Raw genomic sequence first — 19,039 nt, forward strand, 5'->3', positions numbered from 1 at the left:
TCCGTACTGACTTTGTAAGGCGGTGTTTCCGATGGCCAAGACCGTGTCGCGCGAGGGCGTCCGGCCCGCCCAGCCCCCCCTCGCCCCCATAATCGTCACCCGGCGGGGGAAGATCGCCCGCCTGGAATCCAGGTTGACCCCGCACGAAGCGCAGATCGAGGATCTGGTCTTCATACGAAAGGTGTTGACCCGGGCCGATATTCCGTTCTTGCTGATCCGCAACCACAAAAACCGGCCGATTCTCGCGATCAACATCGATCTGCGCCCGGCGGTTCAGCACGCGCTCGTAATGGCCTGCGCCACCGAACCCATGTATGCCAAAACGATTGACGAGAAAGGAATTTCCCCTGTCCTGATCGCCAAGGGCCGGCTATCCGAGTTGCCCGATCCGCGTATCGTGCGGCTGTACCGGCGGCGGATCGCGCCGGGTGGCCTGCGCTACGGGCCCGCGTTCGGCGTGGAATTGCAATTCTGGGTCTTCGAGGAGGCCGTGGTCCGCTGCCCGGTGGAAAACTCGCTGACCCGGAAAGTGCTGCCGCAAAGTGAAATCAAGCCGGCACCCGTCAAGTTCTACGGCTACAAGTGGGCGACCATTGCGGGAATGTTCACCCCGCATGCCAGCGACGTCACGTTCGATATCGACATGGTGTTCTCCTGGGTCGAGGGCAGCGATCCGGAGTTTCGGGCGCGCCGAGCGGCACAGATGTCGGAGTATGTCGTGGGTGAGGGCGACGAAGCCGAAGCGCGCATTCGGCAGATCGACGAGTTGAAGTACGCGCTGCGCTCCGTCAACATGTTTGCACCGTGGGTGCGTCGGATCTTCATCGCAACCGATTCACGCCCGCCGGGATGGCTGGCCGAGCATCCAAAGATCACCATCGTGCGCGCCGAGGAACACTTCTCGGACCCGGCGGCCTTGCCGACCTACAGCTCCCACGCGGTGGAAAGCCAACTGCACAACATCGCAGAGCTGAGCGAGCATTTTCTGTACTCCAATGACGACATGTTTTTCGGCCGACCACTCAAAGCCACCATGTTCTTCTCCCCAGGAGGAATCACGCGGTTCATCGAGGCCAACACCCGCATCGGGCTGGGCTCCAACGATCCCGCGCGCAGTGGCTTTGAGAATGCCGCGCGGGTGAACCGGCAGCTGATCCTCGAGCGGTTCGGACAGGTCATCACCCGCCATCTCGAACACACCGCGGTTCCGTTGCGCAAAAGCGTGCTGAAGCAAATGGAACAAGAATTTCCCGAAGACTTCGCCCGCACTCAGGCGAGCCAGTTCCGTTCCAGTACCGATATCTCGGTCACCAACTCCTTCTACCATTACTACGCGCTGATGACGGGACGAGCCGTCCAGCAAGAAAAAGCCAAAGTGCTGTATGTGGACACCACCACGCACGCCGGCCTCGACTTGCTGCCCGAACTGCGCAGAAAGCATGCATACGACTTCTTCTGCCTCAACGACGGCAGCTTCCCCGAGGTCTCCGCGGTCGAGCGGACCGAACGGGTGACCAGCTTCTTGGAGCGCTACTTCCCCATCCCAGCGCCCTGGGAGAAGGTGACGGCGGACGTCAGTCGGCTGGGGTTTGCGGAACCGCTGGTGTCAGCACCATCGGAGGGTGCCTGAACAGCAAATCCCGCTGAGACGGTTCGATGAACATGCCGCTCTCGGTGATTTTGCGTTGCGCCTGCGCGGGAGAGACGAAGGTGCCCACGGTCTTTCCGGCGCCGAGCGGAATCACCGAGTGCACAACGGTGTCCTGGTATACGTGCACCAGGTTGCAGGCCTGGGCCCCGTCTCTGCCGCGCGTTCCCCCGGCGGCAACCGTCAGGTCCTGCGTGTAGCAGGTCGCCGACGCCACCGACACCGGGATCCCGACGAAGGTCGCACTCGTCGAGTAGTGCAGGTGCCCCGCCAAAATCGCACGAACATCGCTGCCCTTGAGCACCCGCCCGAGCGAAGCCTGGTCGCGTAGTTCCACCGTGACGGCCAGGTCCAGGACACTGGGGATCGGCGGGTGATGGAGGGCCAGAATGCTGCCGTGTGGCGCAGGTACTTCCAACTCTCCCGCAAGCCAATCTAATTGGGCCTTACGGATCTCGCCGTAGTGATGGCCCGGTACCGAGGTGTCCAAAGTAATGATGCGCAGGCCGTCGACCATGCGCACGCGGTCGAGCGGCGCCATCGACGGTGCCTCGTCGAGCAGTGAGCTGCGCAATGCGGCCCGGTTGTCGTGGTTGCCCATCACCCAGACGAGTTCAGCATCCAACTCGGCGGCAAAGGGCTCGACAACAGCGCGAAGCTTACGGTAGGCCTCGGGCTCGCCGGCATCGGCCAGATCGCCGGTGAAAATGATCACGTCGGGATGTAACCCGGAGTGTTTCAGCTGCTCGAGTAGCTCGCCGAGCCTCCCGTCGGCGTCCACCGCGCCGTAAAGAGACCCATCCGAAATGAGATGCGTGTCGCTGATGTGTAGAAGAACGTAATCCGGCCGCGGATGCTCCGCGGCCCTAAGTCTGTGCACCTGAGGTGCCAACCCTCTCCGTCGATCGGTTTGCAAACAAAACCTTGACAAGTATAGCCGCGCCGCCGAGCGCTACCGGCACTCGTCACGCCGAGTGCCTCACAATCAGCGCGGCCACCGCACCGGCCTCGTTGATAGCCAAATGCGCCAGCATGGGCGCGGCGAGGCTGCCGGAACGGTCGGCCAGCCAGCCGAACAGCCACCCGCCGACACCGGTGACCAGCACGGTAGGAACCACCGGCTCGCCCGCCGCACGCGCGTCGGCGACGTGGGAGAGCCCGAACGCGGCGGCCTGCAACAACCTGCCCCCGGATTTGCCGAAGGCACCGCAGCCGGCATGAGCCAGCGCCCCGCGGAAGGCGGCCTCCTCGGCCCAAACGGTGCCGACGGGTATCCGCAACAACAGCCAGCCCGGCACCGATCCCGGCAGCTCGCGGGCGGCCATCGACAGCCGCACCGGCGGCACTCGGGTCGTCGCCGCGATCACGCTGCCCGCCGCCACCCCGGCCGCCGACCCCAGCCGCATCCCCGAGCACAGCCGCGGCGGGCTCAGGCCCAGCGGGGCACGGGTCACCAGCACCAGCAGCCCACCCACACAGGCCTGCACCACCACCCGCCATACACCGGGTAGCCGCGGACTGACAAAGCTCCAGCCGACCAGGGCGGCGGCTAACGCCGGCGCCCCGAGGCGACGAAAACATCCGTCAGGCATCAGGATTCGTTACTGCGCTATCCGAAGAATCGCGGCAGCACCGACTCGGAGGTCTGGCGCAATTCCGCCAGGGACACCGTGAACAAGCCCTGAACCTCCACCGCGTCCGAACCCTGATCGACTACGCCGATGCGGACCGCGGGCAGTCCCCGCGCCTCGCACATCGAACGGAACCGACTCTCCTCGGTGCGCGGCACCGCCGCCAGCGCCCGGCCCGCCGACTCGGAAAACAACGTCACGAAAGGATCGGCGTCCTCGGGAAGCACTATGCGGCAACCGGTTTCGCCCGCAAGCGCCGATTCGACGACGGCCTGGGCAAGCCCGCCCTCGGACAGGTCGTGCGCCGCGGACACCAGACCGTCGCGCGACGCCGAGCCCAGCACGTCGGCCAGTAACTTTTCGCGCGTCAGGTCGACCGTGGGCGGCAGCCCGCCCAGATGCTCGGCGGTCACCTGCGCCCAGACGGACCCGTCGAATTCGTCGCGCGTGTCACCCAGGAGCATCAGGCTCTCCCCCGGTTCGCCGCCCAGGGCGGTGGGGATGCGCCGGCCGACGTCATCGATCACGCCGAGCACGCCCACGACCGGCGTGGGCAGGATCGCGGCCGACCCGGTCTGGTTGTAGAAGCTGACGTTGCCGCCGGTCACCGGAATCCCTAGGGCCGCACAGCCATCGGCCAGGCCCCGCACCGCCTGCGAGAACTGCCACATCACCCCGGGGTCTTCGGGCGAACCGAAGTTGAGGCAGTTGGTCACCGCGACGGGGGTCGCACCGGTGACGGCGACGTTGCGGTAGGCCTCGGCAAGCGCGAGCTGCGCACCGGCGTAGGGATCCAGCAACGTGTAGCGGCCCGACGCGTCGGTCGACACCGCGATGCCGCGGCCGGTGGACTCGTCGACGCGCAGCACGCCGCCATCGGCGTGTTCGGCCAGCACGGTGTTGCCGCGCACGTAGCGGTCGTACTGCTGGGTGATGAACGCGCGGCTGCACAAGTGCGGACTGCCCAGCAGCGCAAGCAAAGTCGCACGCAGCTCGGTACCGGTGGCCGGCCGCCGCAGCGTCGTTGACCGGTCCGCGTTCAAGGCGTCCTGTGATTCGGGCCGCGCGACCGGCCGCTGGTACACCGGACCCTCGTGGGCCACGGTGCGCGGCGGCACGTCGACGACTGTCTCGCCGTGCCAGGTGATCTGCAACCGGTCACCGTCGGTGACCTCGCCGATCACGGTGGCCAGCACCTCCCATTTGCGGCACACGGCCATGAAGGCATCCACGTTCTCCGGCCCGACCACCGCGCACATCCGCTCCTGCGACTCGCTGCAAAGCACCTCGGCGGGCGTCATCTGCTTGGCCCGCAGCGGGACGGTGTCGAGTCGGATCGCCATCCCGCCGTCCCCAGCCGACGCCAATTCAGATGTGGCGCAGGATAATCCAGCTCCCCCCAGGTCCTGGATCCCGATCACCAGCCCGCCCGCGTAGAGCTCGAGGCAGCACTCGATGAGCACCTTCTCCATGAAGGGGTCGCCCACCTGAACAGAGGGCAATTTTTTGCGAGATCCGGTGCTGTCGAAGGTATCCGAGGCCAGCACCGACACTCCGCCGATACCGTCGAGCCCCGTCCGCGCGCCGAACAGAATGATCTTGTTGCCGACGCCCGAGGCGAACGCCAGATGCAGGTCCTCCTGGCGTAATACACCGACGCACATCGCGTTGACCAACGGATTGCCGGCATAGCACGCGTCGAAGACGGTCTCGCCGCCGATGTTGGGCAGGCCCAGCGAGTTACCGTAGCCGCCGATACCTCGGACCACGCCGTCGAGCACGCGGCGGGTATCCGGCGCGTCGGCGGCGCCGAACCGAAGCTGGTCCATCACTGCGACCGGGCGAGCCCCCATGGCCATGATGTCGCGGACGATCCCGCCAACGCCGGTCGCCGCGCCCTGGTAGGGCTCGACGTAGGACGGGTGGTTGTGCGATTCCACCTTGAAGGTGACGGCCCAGCCGTCGCCGATGTCGACCACACCGGCGTTCTCGCCGATCCCGGCCAACATGCCGGCGCGCATCTCGTCGGTCGTGGTCTCACCGAAGTAGCGCAGGTGAACCTTGGACGATTTGTAGGAACAGTGCTCGCTCCACATCACCGAGTACATCGCCAACTCAGTGTCGGTGGGCCGGCGGCCCAGAATCTGGCGAATCCGCTGGTACTCGTCCTCTTTGAGGCCCAGCTCGCCAAACGGCTGCGGCTGGTCGGGCGTGGTCGCGGCGTGCTCCACGGTGTCGATGGCGTGGGTGCGCACGCTCGTCCCGGAGACAGTCACGCAGACAGTCTAGGGTGGCGGGCTACCCCTGTGACCAACACGAGCGAGCGAGGGTCGGCGGGTTACTGACCCGCCACACAGAACACGTTGCCCTCAGGGTCGGCCAGTACCACCCAGCGGAAGTTGTCGCTGAGCTTGCGCCCGCCAACCTCGGTAGCTCCGGCGGCCGTCAGCCGCGCTACTTCGGCATCCACATCCGCCACACTGAAATCGAGGTGCACGCGGTTCTTTCCGGGGGTGGGATCGGGCACCTTCTGGAACCCCAGCCGGGGCCCTTCAGACCGGATCACCGCGATGAATTCGCCGGGGATCAGTTCCTGAGTCGTACCGCCGAATTGCTCGGCCCACCAGCCGGCCAGCTTCGCGGGATCGCTGCAGTCGAAGGTGACCATCTCCACGTTGAGCGCCATACCGCTGAACCTTATGCCGCAGGCGAAAGAAAAGCTTGCAGGGCTGCCGAGTAGCCCGCCACGTCGTGAGCGCCCATCAACTCGCGCGCGGAGTGCATCGCAAGCTGGGCGGCGCCGACGTCGACGGTGGGGATGCCCGTCCGAGCCGAGGCCAGCGGCCCAATCGTCGACCCGCACGGCAGGTCGGCGCGGTGCTCATAACGCTGCAACCCAACCCCGGCCTGGCGGCAAGCCAGGGCGAACGCCGCCGCCGTGCGTCCGTCGGTGGCGTACCGCAGATTCGGGTGCACCTTGAGCACCGGCCCGGCGTTGACCTCGATCGGGTGGCTGGGCTCGTGCCGCTCCGGGTAGTTGGGGTGGGTGGCGTGTGCCATGTCCGCCGAGGCCAGCAGCGAAACCGGCAGGCGGCTCAGGAAATCTTCGCGGCTGCCGCCGGCCGCGAGCACGATCCGCTCCAGCACGGTGCTCAGCAGATTGGACTGCGCACCGTGGTCGGAGGACGAACCGACCTCCTCGTGGTCGAAGAGCACCAGCACGGGCAAGAAGCCACGCGGCGCCGCGGCCGGTTCCGAGGCCAGCAATGCCTCCATCCCGGCGTAGCAACTGGCCTGGTTGTCCAGCCGGGGCGCGCTCAGCAGGCTGGTGTCGGCGCCGATCACCGTCGACGGGGTCAGATCGTGTGTCATCAGATCCGCGGCCAGCACGTCGGCCCCCTTCACCCCGGCGCGCTCGGCGACGTAATCCACAAATGAACCCGTTTGTTGGCCGACGCCCCACACCGCGTTGACGTGTCGCTGCGGGTCCAGCGTCAGCGACTTGCGATCCTCGGCCAGATGGATCGCCAACTGCGGCACCCGCAGGATCGGGTCGTCGATCCGGATGAGCCGGTGGGTGATCCCAGCGGCGTCCCGCACCGACAGGCGCCCACTGATACCGAGATCTCGGTCCAGCCAGGAGTTGAGCCAAGCGCCCCCGTATGGCTCCAGCGCCACCACCCGCCAACCGGCGACGAGCCGGTCCGGATGCTGCTTGACCCGCAGGTTGGGGCTGTCGGTGTGTGCCCCGATGATCCGGAACGGTCCGTCGGGCACCTCGGAATTCCAGGCGACAAGGGAGCCCGCGCGGACCGTGAAGTAGCGACCGCGTTGACCGGGCCAGAGGTCGGCTTCCCGGAGCTCGGTGTAGCCGGCGGCGAGTAGCCGGGCCGCCACCGTCGCGCAGACATGGAACGGCGACGGTGAGGCGTCGATGAATTCGCAGAGACCCGCGGCGCTGGCCGACATGTTCAACATCATGGCTGTTCGCGGCCGTGCAGTTCACGCTAGGGTCGGCAGAGTGCCTCCGGTTCAGCCGCAACCCATTCTCGCGCCGTTGACGCCCGCCGCGATATTCCTCGAACTCACCATCGAGGATGGCGGCGAAGCGACCGTGCACGACGCGCTGCCTGACCTGTCGGGGCTGGTACGCGCGATCGGCTTCCGCGACCCGAGCAAGCATCTGTCGGCGGTCACCTCGATCGGGTCCGACGCCTGGGACCGGTTGTTCGGCGGGCCGCGGCCCGCCGAACTGCATCCGTTCATGGAGCTGGCCGGACCGCGGCACACCGCCCCGTCCACGCCCGGCGACCTGTTGTTTCACATTCGGGCTGAGACAATGGACGTCTGTTTTGAGTTGGCCGGCCGCATCCTGAAGTCGATGGCGGGTGCGGTGACCGTCGTCGACGAGGTGCATGGGTTTCGCTACTTCGACAATCGCGACCTGCTGGGCTTTGTGGACGGCACCGAAAACCCAGACGGCCCAATCGCCGTCAGCGCCACCACGATCGGCGACGAGGATCCCGACTTCACCGGCTCGTGCTACGTCCACGTGCAGAAGTACGTGCACGACATGTCGTCGTGGGATTCCCTGTCGGTCACCGAGCAGGAACGGGTGATCGGCCGGACCAAGCTGGAAGACATCGAGCTCGACGACGACGTGAAGCCGTCCAACTCGCATATCGCCGTCAATGTCATCACCGACGACGACGGCAACGAGCTAAAGATCGTGCGGGCCAACATGCCGTTCGGCGAACTCGGCACCGGCGAGTTCGGCACGTACTACATCGGCTATTCGCGGACGCCGCAAGTCACCGAACGACTGCTGCGCAACATGTTCCTAGGCGACCCGCCGGGCAACACGGACCGCATCCTGGACTTCTCCGCCGCGCTGACCGGTTGTCTGTTCTTCACCCCCACCATCGACTTCCTCGACGATCCACCGCCACTGCCCGCGCCGCTGGCCACGGAGCGGCCGGCCATACCCGCCGCGGATGACGGCTCACTTTCGATCGGCAGCCTGAAAGGAACCACCCAATGAAAAACAACCTCTACCGCGATCTGGCACCGATCACCGACGTCGCCTGGACCGAAATCGAATTGGAGGCGACGCGCACGTTCAAACGCCATATCGCCGGTCGCCGGGTGGTCGACGTCAGCGAGCCCGGCGGGCCGGTCACCGCGGCGGTCAGCACCGGCCGGCTGGTCCACGTGAAGGCCCCCTCCGACGGCGTGGTGGCTCATCTACGGGCAAGTAAACCCCTTGTCCGGCTGCGTGTTCCGTTCACGCTGTCGCGTTCGGAGATCGACGACGTCGAGCGTGGCGCACAGGACTCCGACTGGGACCCGGTCAAGGCTGCCGCCAAGAAGCTGGCGTTCGTCGAGGACCGCACCATCTTCGAGGGCTACGCCGCCGCGTCGATCGAGGGCATCCGCAGCGCCAGCTCGAACAAGCCGCTGACGTTGCCCGAGGATCCTCGCGACATGCCCGATGCCATCTCGCAGGCATTGACTGAACTGCGGCTGGCCGGCGTCGACGGCCCTTATTCGGTGCTGCTGTCCGCCGATGTGTACACCAAGGTCAGTGAGACCACCGAACACGGATATCCCATCCGCGAGCACCTGAACCGGCTCGTCGACGGCGACATCATCTGGGCGCCGGCCATCGACGGCGCCTTCGTGCTGACCACCCGCGGCGGCGACTTCGACCTGCAGCTGGGCACCGACGTCGCGATCGGGTACACGAGCCACGACGCCGACACGGTGCAGCTCTATCTGCAGGAGACACTGACGTTCCTGTGCTACACCGCCGAGGCGTCGGTCGCACTCGGCTCGTCGGAATAAAAGTCGCCGGGCCGCTGCTTTCGGAAAATCAAGTGAACTTCTCTCTCGAAGGCAGGGTTTGATAGCAGCAACTCTGGCCGGCTCCACCGCATTGGTCACCGGTGCCACGTCGGGGATCGGCCGCGAAATAGCACTCCAACTCGCGGATCGCGGTGCCGAGGTCGTGGTACACGGACGCAGCGCCGAGCGCGGCGCGGAGGTCGTGCGTGAGATCGAAAATTCCGGTGGAAAAGCGCGTTTCATCGCCGCAGATCTCAACAACGCCGACGATGTCCGCCGATTGGCCGCTGAGGCGGGACGAGTGGATATCTTGATCAACAACGCCGGCATCTACAAGTTCGGGGGAACCACCGACACCGATGACGCTGCCTTCGACGAGCACGTGAACATCAACCTGCGCGCGCCGTTCATCCTGGTCCAGCAACTGGTGCCGGCGATGGCCCAGCGCGGTGGGGGCACTGTGGTCAATCTGAGCACCGTCGCCGCGTCGGTGCCGGCCCGCGGAGCCGGTATCTACGGAGCCAGCAAGGCCGGCCTCGAACAGCTCACGCGCGTGTGGGCAGACGAGTTCGGTAACTCGGGAGTGCGGGTGAACGCGGTGGCCGCGGGGCCGACCGACACACCCGGAACGAAAGTCACGCCGGGCTTGGTCGAAGGGCTCGGGGCAACCACCGCCTTGGGCAGGCCGGCCGAAACTCGCGAGATCGCCAACGCCGTCGTCTTCCTGGGTTCACAGGACGCCAGCTACATCAACGGCGCCGTCTTGCAAGCTACCGGCGGGCAACTGGCGATCGCACCCTAGCAGAGGCTTGTTGCGTCGCTAAAGGTCCAGCACGACTTCGCTTTCCGGAGCCGCTGAGCAGATGAGCACCGTTCCCTGCTCGGGCGGCTCCAGCGGCCTCTGGACGTAAACTGTAGCGCCGGCGACGATTCCGGTGGTGCACACGTGACATACACCGCTCCGACACGCGAAACGGGTTGGCACATCACATGCTTCGGCAAGATCGAGGATGCTTCCGTAATCGGGTGACCAGTTGACCGTCAGCCCGCTGCGCGCGAAGGTAATCGATGGTCCGGTGCCCGGTGCCCCGGCGGGTGGGTGAGGCGGCCTGCGCTCCCCCGCTTCCACGACGCCCGGGTTGATGGGCGGCAAGGCACCGAACAGTTCGCTGTGGATGCTTGCGGGGTCAAAGCCAATAGTGGCGAGGTAGTCGCGTATGTCGGACATGAATTGCGTTGGACCGCACAGGTAAACGGTGGCATCGGTCGGCAGGCCCAATGTTGCGATCGACTTTTGGTCCAGGCGGCCTTGCGTTTCGGTGTAGAAGACCAGCTGCCGAGCACGGGGCAACGACTCGATCAGATCGGTTACTTCGGTCGCAAAAGCCTGAGTTTCGCGGTTGCGGGTCGTGTGCAGCCAACGGATGTCGCGGGTGCTGTGCACCGCCGACAGCGTGTGCAACATCGCCAGGACGGGGGTGACGCCGATTCCGGCCGAGATCAGGACGACTGGATTGCTGTCGTCGATGAGGTAGAAGTCGCCACGCGGGGCGGCGGCCTCTATGAGCGACCCCGGCTCGATGTGGCCGTGCAGCCATTGGCTCACCATGCCGTGATCTTCGCGCTTGACGCTGATCCGGTACACGCCCGCGGCGGGGTCACCGGAGAGGGAGTAACTGCGCAGTGGCGTCGGCTCGCCGGCGCCGGGGATTCTCACCGTCAGGTACTGGCCGGGAAGCGGCGGTGGTAGTGCGCGGTGGTCGTCGGCCTCCAGACGTATCGACATCACCTGTGGGCTCTCCCGGCGTATTGCGCCGACCCGCAACGGGCGAAATCCGTTCCACCCCGGCTCGACTCCGACTGGCGGTGCAGTGGCGGCCGCGGAGCTCTGGTGCGCCGTCAGCATGTCCCGGAAGGACTGCTGCCAGCCGGGGCTGAGCGCGGGAACGTCGACGATCTTGCGGAGTTGGTCGATGTTGCGGTTAGGCAGATACAACAGCGCGTCGACGTCGGCAACGCTGAGTTCGTGGCGGCCGCGGCGGGTTCGCACGATGTCGTCACCGGCACGGACCCGTCCCTCGGTAATGACCCGGAAGTAGAAGCCCGGACGATGCTGGGCGACAAGAAGGTTAGGCATTTCCGGTTCGTTCAGCCGCAGGCCAACCCTAAAGCAGGTGACGCGTGGCTGGGTGACTTCGAACTCGGCGTTGCCGATGCGATAGCGGTCACCGATGCACACGTGATCATCGGCCAGTCCGGTGACGGTGAAGTTTTCGCCGAAGTGGCCGGGTTCAAGGTCGTCGCGACGCAGGTAGCTCTTCCAGAAGTCGTAGGACTCCATCTGATACACCATGACGGCGCGTTGCTCGCCACCGTGGCCGGCGAGATCGCCCTGGCCGTCACCGTCGATGTTGAGGCGGCGCACCATGACCGGTCCCTCGACCGGTTCCTTCCAAACTCCCGTGTACACGGTCTTCCCGTGCCATTGCACGTTCTTGGGCATGCCCACATTGACCGAAACAAGCCTGCCCACTGGGTCTCCTCGGCTAGATCAGCGGCTCGCCGCCGTCGACCTTCAAGGTCATACCAGTCAGGAACGTGTTTGTCATCGCGAACAGCACGGCTCCCGCGATGTCGTCCGGGGTTCCGATTCGTCTGGCCGGGTTGTGGGCGGCGATGTGCTCGAAGTAATCCCGCTTGCCGTCCTCGCCAAGTGAGTCCCAAGCGCCCGTATCGATAACTCCGGGTGAAATCGCGTTGACCCGTATCGGAGCGAGTTCGACGGCGAGCCAGCGGGTGAGGAAGTCGACGGCGCCATTGGTGATGCCCACCCCGAGATAGCCGACGTTGAGCTTGAAGGCATGAACCCCCGAGAACAGCACCAATGAGCCCCCCGGATTGATCTGCGACGCAAAGTATTTGGCCAGCATGGTGGGGCCGATGACCTTGGTGTCGAACGATTGCTGGAGGTTGTGGCGTTCCAGGTCGGCCAGTTTTCCGCGGGCACGGGCCGAGGCGGTGGACACCACGTGATCGACGGCGCCCACCCGGTCGGCGAGGGCGGCAATCGACTCATCGTCGGTTACGTCGACGGCCTCGGCGGTGATGTCACTCCCGCTATAGGCGCTGGCGAGCTTGGCCTTGTCCCGTCCCGCCGCGACCACCCGCGCACCTTCCGAATGCGCCAGCAAAGCAACGGCACGCGCGATCCCGCTGCCGCGGCCGACCACTACGACCGTCCTGTCCTGCAACGCGTTACCCACCGACGCCACTCCTTCGTTCCGGTTGCCGGTAAGCGACCGACCGGGCGGACCCATCTGGGCCGCGCTCCCAATCCGACACTCACGCGGGCTGCCGTGGCCTTGATCAATACTCCCCCCCAAAATGGGATGTTCGACCCATAATATTCCGAAGCGGCCTGAGCGTCAACTGCTACGGACACTATTGCGGGCCGCTAGTTTTAGTGCATACTGGGATACGCATCCCAGAATGTGCTTGGGGCCGGCGCCCCGGAGAACGGCGCCGTCCTGCCTCATCTCCGTCGCGACCCTGGAACACATGGTGCAGGAGGAATCTCATGCCGGCTGTTCATCATCGTTACGCCACCCTCGACGGTCATCGGCTGTTCTTCCGTGAAGCCGGCGACGCGGGCGCGCCCGCCGTGGTTCTGTTGCATGGATTTCCGACCAGCTCCTACATGTTTCGGAACCTGGTTCCGGCGCTCGCCGACCGTTACCGCGTGATCGCACCGGACCATCTGGGCTTTGGGCTCTCCGACGCGCCCCCCGTCGACGAGTTCGATTACACATTCGACGCGCTGACCGACCTGACCGCGGGCCTGCTCCGCAGCCTCGGTATCGATCGGTACGCCATGTACGTTCAGGACTACGGCGCCCCCATTGGCTGGCGGCTGGCGCTTCGCCAGCCGTCCGCGATTACCGCGATCATCAGCCAAAACGGCAACGGTTACGACGCCGGGTTCGTGGAGAGCTTCTGGAAGGTCGTGCAGGCCTATCAACGTGACCAGACAGCCGACACGGAGGCCGCGGTGCGGCAGTTCCTCACCCTGGACGCCACCCGGTGGCAGTACCTCACCGGCGTAGCCGACGAGACGCTCGTCGACCCCGAGTCCTGGTATCACGACTTCGCGCTGATATCCCGGCCCGGCAACGACCTGGTGCAGCTGAAGCTGCTGCGGGACTACGCCACCAACTCGCCGCTGTACCCGCGCCTGCACGAGTACTTCCGCGCCAGCCGGGTGCCGCTGCTGGCGGTGTGGGGCCGCGGTGACGAGATCTTCGGCCCCGCCGGTGCTGAAGCGTTCGCCGACGACCTGCCTGGTGCCGAAATTCATCTGCTCGACGGCGGGCACTTCCTGCTGGAGTCCGCACTGGACGAAGTCACCGGGCTGATCCGCAACTTCCTTGCCAGGGTTGACGTGCCCGCCTGACGGGGCCCGCCGGCGGCACATTCCAGTCCAACCCGCACGCTTCTCGAGCGCGTCTGTTAATGGGCTGGATATCCCATAATTGGAGGCGCTCGCAGGTTAGCCTGGCACGATGGCCCATCCCGATGTTCAGGACGAACAACGGTTGACCGCCAAGGGGCGCGCCACCCGCGACCGGATCGTGCAGGCCGCCGCCCAGCTGATCGTCACCGAGGGCCTGTCGGCGTCGAACATGGAGAACGTGCGGAGAGCGGCGTCGGTCAGCGGCTCACAGCTTGCCCACTATTTCGCTGACAAGAGCGCACTGATCCGCGCAGTCATCAGGCACCAAATCGGCGTGGTTCTGGACTTTCACCGGCAGCCCAAGCTGCGGGGCCTGGATTCGTTTGACGACTTCGAGCGCTGGATTGACCTCAACATGCGCTACCTCAGACGGATCGGATACTTCGGCACGCCCACCTACCATGCCCTCGCCGCGCAGCTGGCGAAGTCCGACGACAGCACGCGCGAAACGTTGGCGGCAGGTTATTGGCAGTGGATCGACCTGCTTGTACAGGCGATCCAGCGGATGAAAGATGGCGGCGTTCTAGTCGCGGATGCCGACCCCCGGCAGCTGGCATTGGTCGTTGTCAGCGCTCACCAGGGAGGCGCCACCTTGGCCTTCACCTATCGGGCGGAATGGCCGCACGCTGACGCGGTCCGCTTCGCGGTCAACTATCTGCGCATGTTCGCGACCGACCCCGCCGAACGGGTCCCGCGTCCGGCGCGGCGCCCCCGCGGCCAGCGCGCGACAAGGAAGGCGGGCTGACTCATCTGTGACTCACCTCCGCCAAGGTCGGCAACGTGAATGAAAACAGCGCACCGCGCTTCACCCGCAAGGGACTGACGACTCGAGCGCGCATCGTGGGCGCCGCCGCCCGGCTCATATTCGAGCGCGGTCTTGCCAACACCAGCATCGACGACGTGCGTAAAACCGCCGGGGTAGGCGGATCGCAAATCTCGCACTACTTCCGAGACAAACGCGATCTGACCCGCCAGGTCATCGCCTCGCGCCGCGACGATGTCATAGCGTTTCATACCCAGCCGCGGCTCGGCGCGCTCGATAGTCTCGAGGCCCTGCAGGCATGGGCCGACGCGTGCGTAGCCGACATCGACACCGTGTACCGGCTGGGCGGATGCGTTTATGGTTCGCTGGCCGGCGAGCTGATCGACGCCGACGACGAAGTTCGCGACGACGTCGCCGACGGCTACGACCGGTGGCTCGAGCTCTTCCAGAACGGCCTTACGGCGATGCTGCGCCGCGGCGATTTGCGCCCCGATGCCGATCCGCGACACTTGGCGGTAGCACTGGTCACCGCGCACCAGGGGGGCGCGATGATCACGTACGCCACCGCCGACCCGGAGCCGCTGCGAATGGCCGTCAACGCCGCCGTCGACTATGTGCGTTCCTTCGCGGTGCGTCCCGAGCCCCGCAAAGGCCGATCCCCCTCGCCGCGGCGCCGACCCAAATCCGGACCCGCGCCGACATCGGCCGCGTGACCAATTGCTCCTCCCCGCACCCTGGACATTCTTGGGTTCCCTAGCCCACATGAGCGTCATGGCGTCACATCGGTTTTCTTTCGCCGAGCGTGATCTGAGGGCGAAAAATCCGCAAGAATTTCGCCATGAGTTCACGCTCGGCGCGCCCGCGCGACCGCGGCCTTGAGCAACACCGAAGGATCTTCGACCATGGCAAGTGCAAGCACCAAGCTCGTAGCCTTTAGAGATTTATCGGTGGATTGATTACAGGAGCGCTGATGGCAACCTCGGATGGATTCCATCCCGATTTCGACGAGACGACGGAAGTCGCACGCAACCGCGTGCACCATATCAAGGCGTCGGAAATCAGTTCCGACACCGCACAATCAGAGGGAATGCGGCGTTTTGCCGCCCTCAGCGGCCGGTCGGTCGGTACGGAGAAGATCTGGATGGGCGAGACGCACGTGTCACCCCAAGCCGTCTCGGCCAACCACCATCACGGCGAATCGGAAACCGCGATCTACGTACGTAGCGGCCATCCGGAGTTCGTGTTCCACGACGGCGTCCAAGAGGTTCGCATCTCCACCGCGCCCGGCGACTACATCTTTGTCCCGCCGTACCTGCCCCACCGGGAGGAAAACCCCGACCCGGACACACCCGCGGAAGTCGTGATCGCGCGCAGCACCCAAGAGGCCATTGTGGTCAACCTGCCGGCGCTGTATCCGCTCTGACGCGCTCAGTAGACGGCGATTTCGATGAGATTGCCGTCGATGTCACGGCAGTAGTGCGAGGTCATCGGTCCCAACGCGCCGATCTTGGTTACCGGTCCCGAGATGATTTCCACTCCACAGCTGGCGAGTTGGGCGCGAACGTCGCCCGGGCCGCAGCGCGTGATGAAGCACAAGTCTTCGGAACCGGCCGCTTCGACCGACCCCGTGACCCAGTCAGGATCGTCGGCCAGCGCGCCGACGGGGCGCAGGTTGATCTTCTGATCCCCGAAGCGCAGGGCAGTTCTGTCGGAAGGCCCAAACGTCTCCCGGCTCATGCCGAGGACCCGCTCGTACCATGACGCCGTGGCCTCAACGTCGTTGCAATTCAACACGATATGGTCGAGTCGTTCCACCGCGAATCCCACCTTCAGCCCTCCCGATTGGTGCGAAGCTGCATTGTAAGCGCGGCCGCCACGTCGTCGGCGGCCGGTTCGTCGAGCGGCTCATGGGCGAAAATCATTCGATACCAAAGTAATCCGAATGCTTGGTCGACGACAACGGTTTCGGACCGTTCGAGTATGCGGATCTGTCCGCGGGCCCGTGCTCGGTCGAGGATCTGAGCCAACTCGTCGCGCCGCGTCGCCGTGAAAGTTGCGAGTCGATCCATTGCGGCGGCGTCGCCCAATGCCTCGCGCAGCACGCCCAGCAGCAGACTGCGGTTCTCGGGTGCGGCCGCGAACGTCGACCGCAGGAACACGCGCAGGTCGGTGTGCAGATCACCGCTATCGGGCGCCGGGGCGACCTGCTGCGCCCGGTGGATCATCGCGTCGAGCATTAACGCACTTTTCGACGGCCACCAGCGGTAGATCGTTTGCTTGCCGACCCCTGCCCGCTCCGCGATGGCGGCCACGGTGATCAGCGCACCGTCGCCGGCGGCGAGCAGCTCGGCCGCCGCACGCAGGATTGCCTGCTCGGCCGCGTCGTTGCGCCGGCTGCCGGTGTGGGGCCTTTGTTGGGTCGGCGTCACAGCCTGAAGGTTAGCGTGCCCATTGACGAGACTGCTAGTCTCGACAATGCTTATCGGGCATGACCGCCGACGCCACCGCGAATGAACGCAAACGCCGCCGAGCCAGCTTCTTCCACCGACACATCGCCAACCCCATTACCCGGCGGCTACCCACCCAAGTGCTGCTGGAGACGACCGGCCGCATCAGCGGGCAGCCGCGACGCACACCGGTAGGTGGGCGGCTCGACGGCGCCGCGTTCTGGCTCGTGTCCGACCACGGCGAAGCGTCGGACTACGTTCGAAACATCCAGGCAAACAACAGAGTTCGACTTCGAATTCGGGGTCGCTGGCGCGCGGGAACCGCATTGCTGTTGCCAGGCGACGACCCGTACGCCCGGTTGGCGGCGTTGCCACGCTTCAACAGCTCGATGGTGCGCGCGTTGGGCACCGACTTGCTGACCCTACGGATCGAGCTCGACCCGCAATGAGCCGATCACCTCGACCTTGACCGCCGACCCGCAGTCGCGCCGTTCCGGGCCACCCCTCAGGAAATTCTCAACAAATTCTTCGGTCCTTGCTGGCTCGGTTCCAAGGATCCGCAAAGCCGCTGGTCTCACCATCGATCTCATGACCGGTGAGTCGCGCTGCGCGACGATGATCGAACGCTACCTGTGCACCCGCGGGCGGCGGTTCTTCCGCGGCGCGCACGACGCCGAGTACTTCTACGTCGCCAACGCCCAGCCGCGGCGGCTGCACGTCCACCTCGAGATCTCGCACGGCGACGTGCTGATCATTCGGGTCGCTCCCCCGTGCTTCTTCCCCGCCACCGGCCGCCCACGGCTGATGCATTTCGCCGACGAATGGAACCGGCAGAACCACGAAGTCACCGCGATCGTGCACGACTCGACTGATCCACAGCGCATTGGTGTCGTCGCGCGCAGATCCCAGCGGATCCAAGGGCACGTCACCTTCGAGGAATTCGCCTCCTTCGTCGACCGCGCTGTCGCGGCCGCGATCGACCTGTTTGGTGCGTTGACCCCGGTTGCGGACTTACCGTCGAGCGCACAGGCGCTGGTGCGCGACGCCGGCTGAGCTTCTGCTGCGGAGCGCCGTGGCCCGCCCACAGCAAACGGATATCGCATTCTCCTAAATCGAGAGTAACGTATGTCGCATAGCGCTGAGGTTTGGAACCCATGTCTCGCCGGCAATCAACAAGAGACAGCAACAACACGACCGGCGATACTCGAGGACGAACCATGCAGGGCAGCACCGGCGCGGCGACCGACAATCACGAAACCGCCAAATGGGATCCGGCCTTCACCGAACAGGTCAAGAAAGCGGTCCGGCCACTGGTCAAAAGCTGGTATCGGGCCGAAGTGCGAAACCTGGACAACATCCCGCCGGCCGGAGGGGTATTGGTGGTGTCCAACCACTCCGGCGGCATGTTCACGCCCGACGTGTTGGTCTTCTCGCCGGCCTTCTACGACGAATTCGGCTACGACCGGCCGGTCTACATCCTGGCCCATTACGGGGTGTTCATGGGCCCGTTGGACGGGTGGTTGCGTCGCATCGGGGTCATCGAAGCCAGTCGCGAAAACGCCTCCGCCGCACTGCATTCGGGCGCGGTGGTGCTGGTATTCCCGGGCGGTGACTACGACTCCTACCGGCCCACGATGGGTGCGAACACCATAGACTTCAATGGTCGCACCGGCTACGTCAGGACCGCCATCGAAGCCGGGGTGCCGATTGTGCCCACGGTGTCGATCGGCGGCCAGGAGACCCAGCTGTTCCTGACCCGCGGCAACTGGCTGGCCCGCAAGTTAGGGCTCACGAAGGCGCGGCTGGACATTCTGCCACTCAGCTTTGGATTCCCGTTCGGCCTGAGTGTGATCTTTCCGCCCAACCTGCCGCTGCCGGCCAAGATCGTCACCGACGTGCTCGAGCCCATCGACGTCACCGCCCGCTTCGGCAACGACCCCGACATCGACACGGTCGACGCCCACGTGCGCGCGGTGATGGAGGCCGCGCTCAAGCGGCTGGCCGGTCAGCGCCGCCTGCCCATCCTGGGCTAACGATTTCATCCGACGCGTCGGCACGGCGAGGTGGGCGTGTGAAAAGACTCAACGGCATGGACGCCATGCTGCTCTACAGCGAGGCGCCGAACCTGCACACGCACACGTTGAAGGTGGCGGTCATCGACCCTTCCGGCGCAGACGGCGAGTTCGGTTTCGACGC

Annotated in this window: 20 protein-coding genes; 11 read left to right on the top strand and 9 right to left on the bottom strand. The window is 65.4% G+C overall.

The genetic code is table 11. The features are described 5' to 3' along the window. Window positions 1-31: 31 nt before the first annotated feature. On the top strand, window positions 32-1,630 hold the full coding sequence (locus ACLP4W_RS04950; RefSeq protein ID WP_442384689.1) for a stealth family protein: 1,599 nt from the start codon (window positions 32-34) through the stop codon (window positions 1,628-1,630). Here the strand turns inward: ACLP4W_RS04950 and ACLP4W_RS04955 are convergent. The 5 genes from ACLP4W_RS04955 to ACLP4W_RS04975 form a co-directional block, all read right to left on the bottom strand. After that, the gene (locus tag ACLP4W_RS04955; RefSeq protein ID WP_442384691.1) at window positions 1,575-2,528 is read right to left on the bottom strand and encodes a phosphodiesterase; all 954 of its coding nucleotides are present in this window, start codon (window positions 2,526-2,528) and stop codon (window positions 1,575-1,577) included. The two genes, ACLP4W_RS04950 and ACLP4W_RS04955, sit on opposite strands and share 56 nt — an antisense overlap. 85 nt (window positions 2,529-2,613) lie before the next feature. Beyond that, window positions 2,614-3,240, bottom strand: coding sequence for an Rv0804 family intramembrane glutamic endopeptidase (locus ACLP4W_RS04960; protein ID WP_442384693.1), 627 nt, complete (start codon window positions 3,238-3,240; stop codon window positions 2,614-2,616). A gap of 17 nt (window positions 3,241-3,257) precedes the next feature. Next, window positions 3,258-5,555 (bottom strand): phosphoribosylformylglycinamidine synthase subunit PurL, encoded by a 2,298-nt coding sequence (gene purL, locus ACLP4W_RS04965; protein ID WP_442384695.1) that lies wholly within the window; start codon window positions 5,553-5,555, stop codon window positions 3,258-3,260. Between the two features lie 62 nt (window positions 5,556-5,617). Beyond that, the gene (locus ACLP4W_RS04970; protein ID WP_442384697.1) at window positions 5,618-5,965 is read right to left on the bottom strand and encodes a VOC family protein; all 348 of its coding nucleotides are present in this window, start codon (window positions 5,963-5,965) and stop codon (window positions 5,618-5,620) included. 11 nt (window positions 5,966-5,976) lie between these two features. Further along, a complete protein-coding gene (locus ACLP4W_RS04975; RefSeq protein ID WP_442384699.1) occupies window positions 5,977-7,248 on the bottom strand; it encodes a M18 family aminopeptidase in 1,272 nt (423 codons plus the stop codon). Between the two features lie 10 nt (window positions 7,249-7,258). Between ACLP4W_RS04975 and ACLP4W_RS04980 the strand changes: the two genes are divergently transcribed. The 3 genes from ACLP4W_RS04980 to ACLP4W_RS04990 are packed head-to-tail and all read left to right on the top strand — an operon-like array spanning window position 7,259 to window position 9,925. Then, a complete protein-coding gene (locus ACLP4W_RS04980) occupies window positions 7,259-8,320 on the top strand; it encodes a Dyp-type peroxidase (protein WP_442384733.1) in 1,062 nt (353 codons plus the stop codon). Further along, window positions 8,317-9,123, top strand: a complete 807-nt coding sequence (locus ACLP4W_RS04985; RefSeq protein ID WP_442384701.1) for a family 1 encapsulin nanocompartment shell protein — start codon at window positions 8,317-8,319, stop codon at window positions 9,121-9,123. The genes ACLP4W_RS04980 and ACLP4W_RS04985 overlap by 4 nt, the downstream gene beginning before the upstream one ends. Before the next feature lie 58 nt (window positions 9,124-9,181). Continuing rightward, window positions 9,182-9,925 carry an SDR family NAD(P)-dependent oxidoreductase gene (locus ACLP4W_RS04990; protein ID WP_442384703.1) on the top strand — a complete coding sequence of 248 codons (744 nt, stop codon included), beginning with the start codon at window positions 9,182-9,184 and terminating at the stop codon, window positions 9,923-9,925. Window positions 9,926-9,943: 18 nt separating this feature from the next. Here the strand turns inward: ACLP4W_RS04990 and ACLP4W_RS04995 are convergent, their stop codons facing one another. Both ACLP4W_RS04995 and ACLP4W_RS05000 read right to left on the bottom strand, forming a co-directional pair. Beyond that, the gene (locus ACLP4W_RS04995; RefSeq protein ID WP_442384705.1) at window positions 9,944-11,656 is read right to left on the bottom strand and encodes an MOSC domain-containing protein; all 1,713 of its coding nucleotides are present in this window, start codon (window positions 11,654-11,656) and stop codon (window positions 9,944-9,946) included. A 13-nt stretch (window positions 11,657-11,669) separates the two neighbouring features. After that, on the bottom strand, window positions 11,670-12,386 hold the full coding sequence (locus ACLP4W_RS05000) for an SDR family oxidoreductase (RefSeq protein WP_442384707.1): 717 nt from the start codon (window positions 12,384-12,386) through the stop codon (window positions 11,670-11,672). A 314-nt stretch (window positions 12,387-12,700) separates the two neighbouring features. Between ACLP4W_RS05000 and ACLP4W_RS05005 the strand changes: the two genes are divergently transcribed. The 4 genes from ACLP4W_RS05005 (at window position 12,701) to ACLP4W_RS05020 (ending at window position 15,819) form a co-directional block, all read left to right on the top strand. After that, window positions 12,701-13,573 (top strand): alpha/beta fold hydrolase, encoded by an 873-nt coding sequence (locus tag ACLP4W_RS05005; protein WP_442384709.1) that lies wholly within the window; start codon window positions 12,701-12,703, stop codon window positions 13,571-13,573. A gap of 109 nt (window positions 13,574-13,682) precedes the next feature. Beyond that, window positions 13,683-14,378 carry a TetR/AcrR family transcriptional regulator gene (locus ACLP4W_RS05010; protein WP_442384711.1) on the top strand — a complete coding sequence of 232 codons (696 nt, stop codon included), beginning with the start codon at window positions 13,683-13,685 and terminating at the stop codon, window positions 14,376-14,378. Between the two features lie 35 nt (window positions 14,379-14,413). Further along, window positions 14,414-15,109 (top strand): TetR/AcrR family transcriptional regulator, encoded by a 696-nt coding sequence (locus ACLP4W_RS05015; RefSeq protein ID WP_442384713.1) that lies wholly within the window; start codon window positions 14,414-14,416, stop codon window positions 15,107-15,109. Window positions 15,110-15,366: 257 nt separating this feature from the next. Next, window positions 15,367-15,819, top strand: a complete 453-nt coding sequence (locus ACLP4W_RS05020) for a cupin domain-containing protein (protein ID WP_442384715.1) — start codon at window positions 15,367-15,369, stop codon at window positions 15,817-15,819. A 5-nt stretch (window positions 15,820-15,824) separates the two neighbouring features. Here ACLP4W_RS05020 and ACLP4W_RS05025 read toward each other — a convergent pair whose 3' ends face one another. Together ACLP4W_RS05025 and ACLP4W_RS05030 are read right to left on the bottom strand one after the other, a co-directional pair. Next, the gene (locus ACLP4W_RS05025) at window positions 15,825-16,223 is read right to left on the bottom strand and encodes a VOC family protein (protein ID WP_442384717.1); all 399 of its coding nucleotides are present in this window, start codon (window positions 16,221-16,223) and stop codon (window positions 15,825-15,827) included. A 2-nt stretch (window positions 16,224-16,225) separates the two neighbouring features. Continuing rightward, window positions 16,226-16,825 (bottom strand): TetR/AcrR family transcriptional regulator, encoded by a 600-nt coding sequence (locus ACLP4W_RS05030; RefSeq protein WP_442384719.1) that lies wholly within the window; start codon window positions 16,823-16,825, stop codon window positions 16,226-16,228. 59 nt (window positions 16,826-16,884) lie between these two features. Here ACLP4W_RS05030 and ACLP4W_RS05035 point away from each other — a divergent pair, with 59 nt between their 5' ends. The 3 genes from ACLP4W_RS05035 to ACLP4W_RS05045 all read left to right on the top strand — a co-directional run bounded on the left by ACLP4W_RS05035 (window position 16,885) and on the right by ACLP4W_RS05045 (window position 18,876). Then, window positions 16,885-17,292, top strand: coding sequence for a nitroreductase/quinone reductase family protein (locus tag ACLP4W_RS05035; RefSeq protein WP_442384721.1), 408 nt, complete (start codon window positions 16,885-16,887; stop codon window positions 17,290-17,292). Window positions 17,293-17,431: 139 nt separating this feature from the next. Continuing rightward, window positions 17,432-17,896: a YbjN domain-containing protein gene (locus ACLP4W_RS05040; protein ID WP_442384723.1), complete on the top strand. Its 465-nt coding sequence runs from the start codon at window positions 17,432-17,434 to the stop codon at window positions 17,894-17,896. A 164-nt stretch (window positions 17,897-18,060) separates the two neighbouring features. Next, entirely contained in the window at window positions 18,061-18,876 is an 816-nt protein-coding gene (locus ACLP4W_RS05045) for a lysophospholipid acyltransferase family protein (protein ID WP_442384725.1), read from the top strand. The last annotated feature ends 163 nt before the right edge of the window (window positions 18,877-19,039 follow it).

The organism is Mycobacterium sp., assembly GCF_052145595.1.
Classification (GTDB): Bacteria; Actinomycetota; Actinomycetes; order Mycobacteriales; family Mycobacteriaceae; genus Mycobacterium.

Coding starts and splice junctions, on each gene's coding strand:
- ACLP4W_RS04950 (WP_442384689.1), top strand. CDS start 32: ATGGCCAAGACCGTGTCGCGCGAGGGCGTCCGGCCCGCCCAGCCCCCC.
- ACLP4W_RS04960 (WP_442384693.1), bottom strand. CDS start 3,240: ATGCCTGACGGATGTTTTCGTCGCCTCGGGGCGCCGGCGTTAGCCGCC.
- ACLP4W_RS04970 (WP_442384697.1), bottom strand. CDS start 5,965: ATGGCGCTCAACGTGGAGATGGTCACCTTCGACTGCAGCGATCCCGCG.
- ACLP4W_RS04975 (WP_442384699.1), bottom strand. CDS start 7,248: ATGTCGGCCAGCGCCGCGGGTCTCTGCGAATTCATCGACGCCTCACCG.
- ACLP4W_RS04980 (WP_442384733.1), top strand. CDS start 7,259: ATGGCTGTTCGCGGCCGTGCAGTTCACGCTAGGGTCGGCAGAGTGCCT.
- ACLP4W_RS04985 (WP_442384701.1), top strand. CDS start 8,317: ATGAAAAACAACCTCTACCGCGATCTGGCACCGATCACCGACGTCGCC.
- ACLP4W_RS05005 (WP_442384709.1), top strand. CDS start 12,701: ATGCCGGCTGTTCATCATCGTTACGCCACCCTCGACGGTCATCGGCTG.
- ACLP4W_RS05010 (WP_442384711.1), top strand. CDS start 13,683: ATGGCCCATCCCGATGTTCAGGACGAACAACGGTTGACCGCCAAGGGG.
- ACLP4W_RS05020 (WP_442384715.1), top strand. CDS start 15,367: ATGGCAACCTCGGATGGATTCCATCCCGATTTCGACGAGACGACGGAA.
- ACLP4W_RS05035 (WP_442384721.1), top strand. CDS start 16,885: ATGACCGCCGACGCCACCGCGAATGAACGCAAACGCCGCCGAGCCAGC.
- ACLP4W_RS05040 (WP_442384723.1), top strand. CDS start 17,432: ATGACCGGTGAGTCGCGCTGCGCGACGATGATCGAACGCTACCTGTGC.
- ACLP4W_RS05045 (WP_442384725.1), top strand. CDS start 18,061: ATGCAGGGCAGCACCGGCGCGGCGACCGACAATCACGAAACCGCCAAA.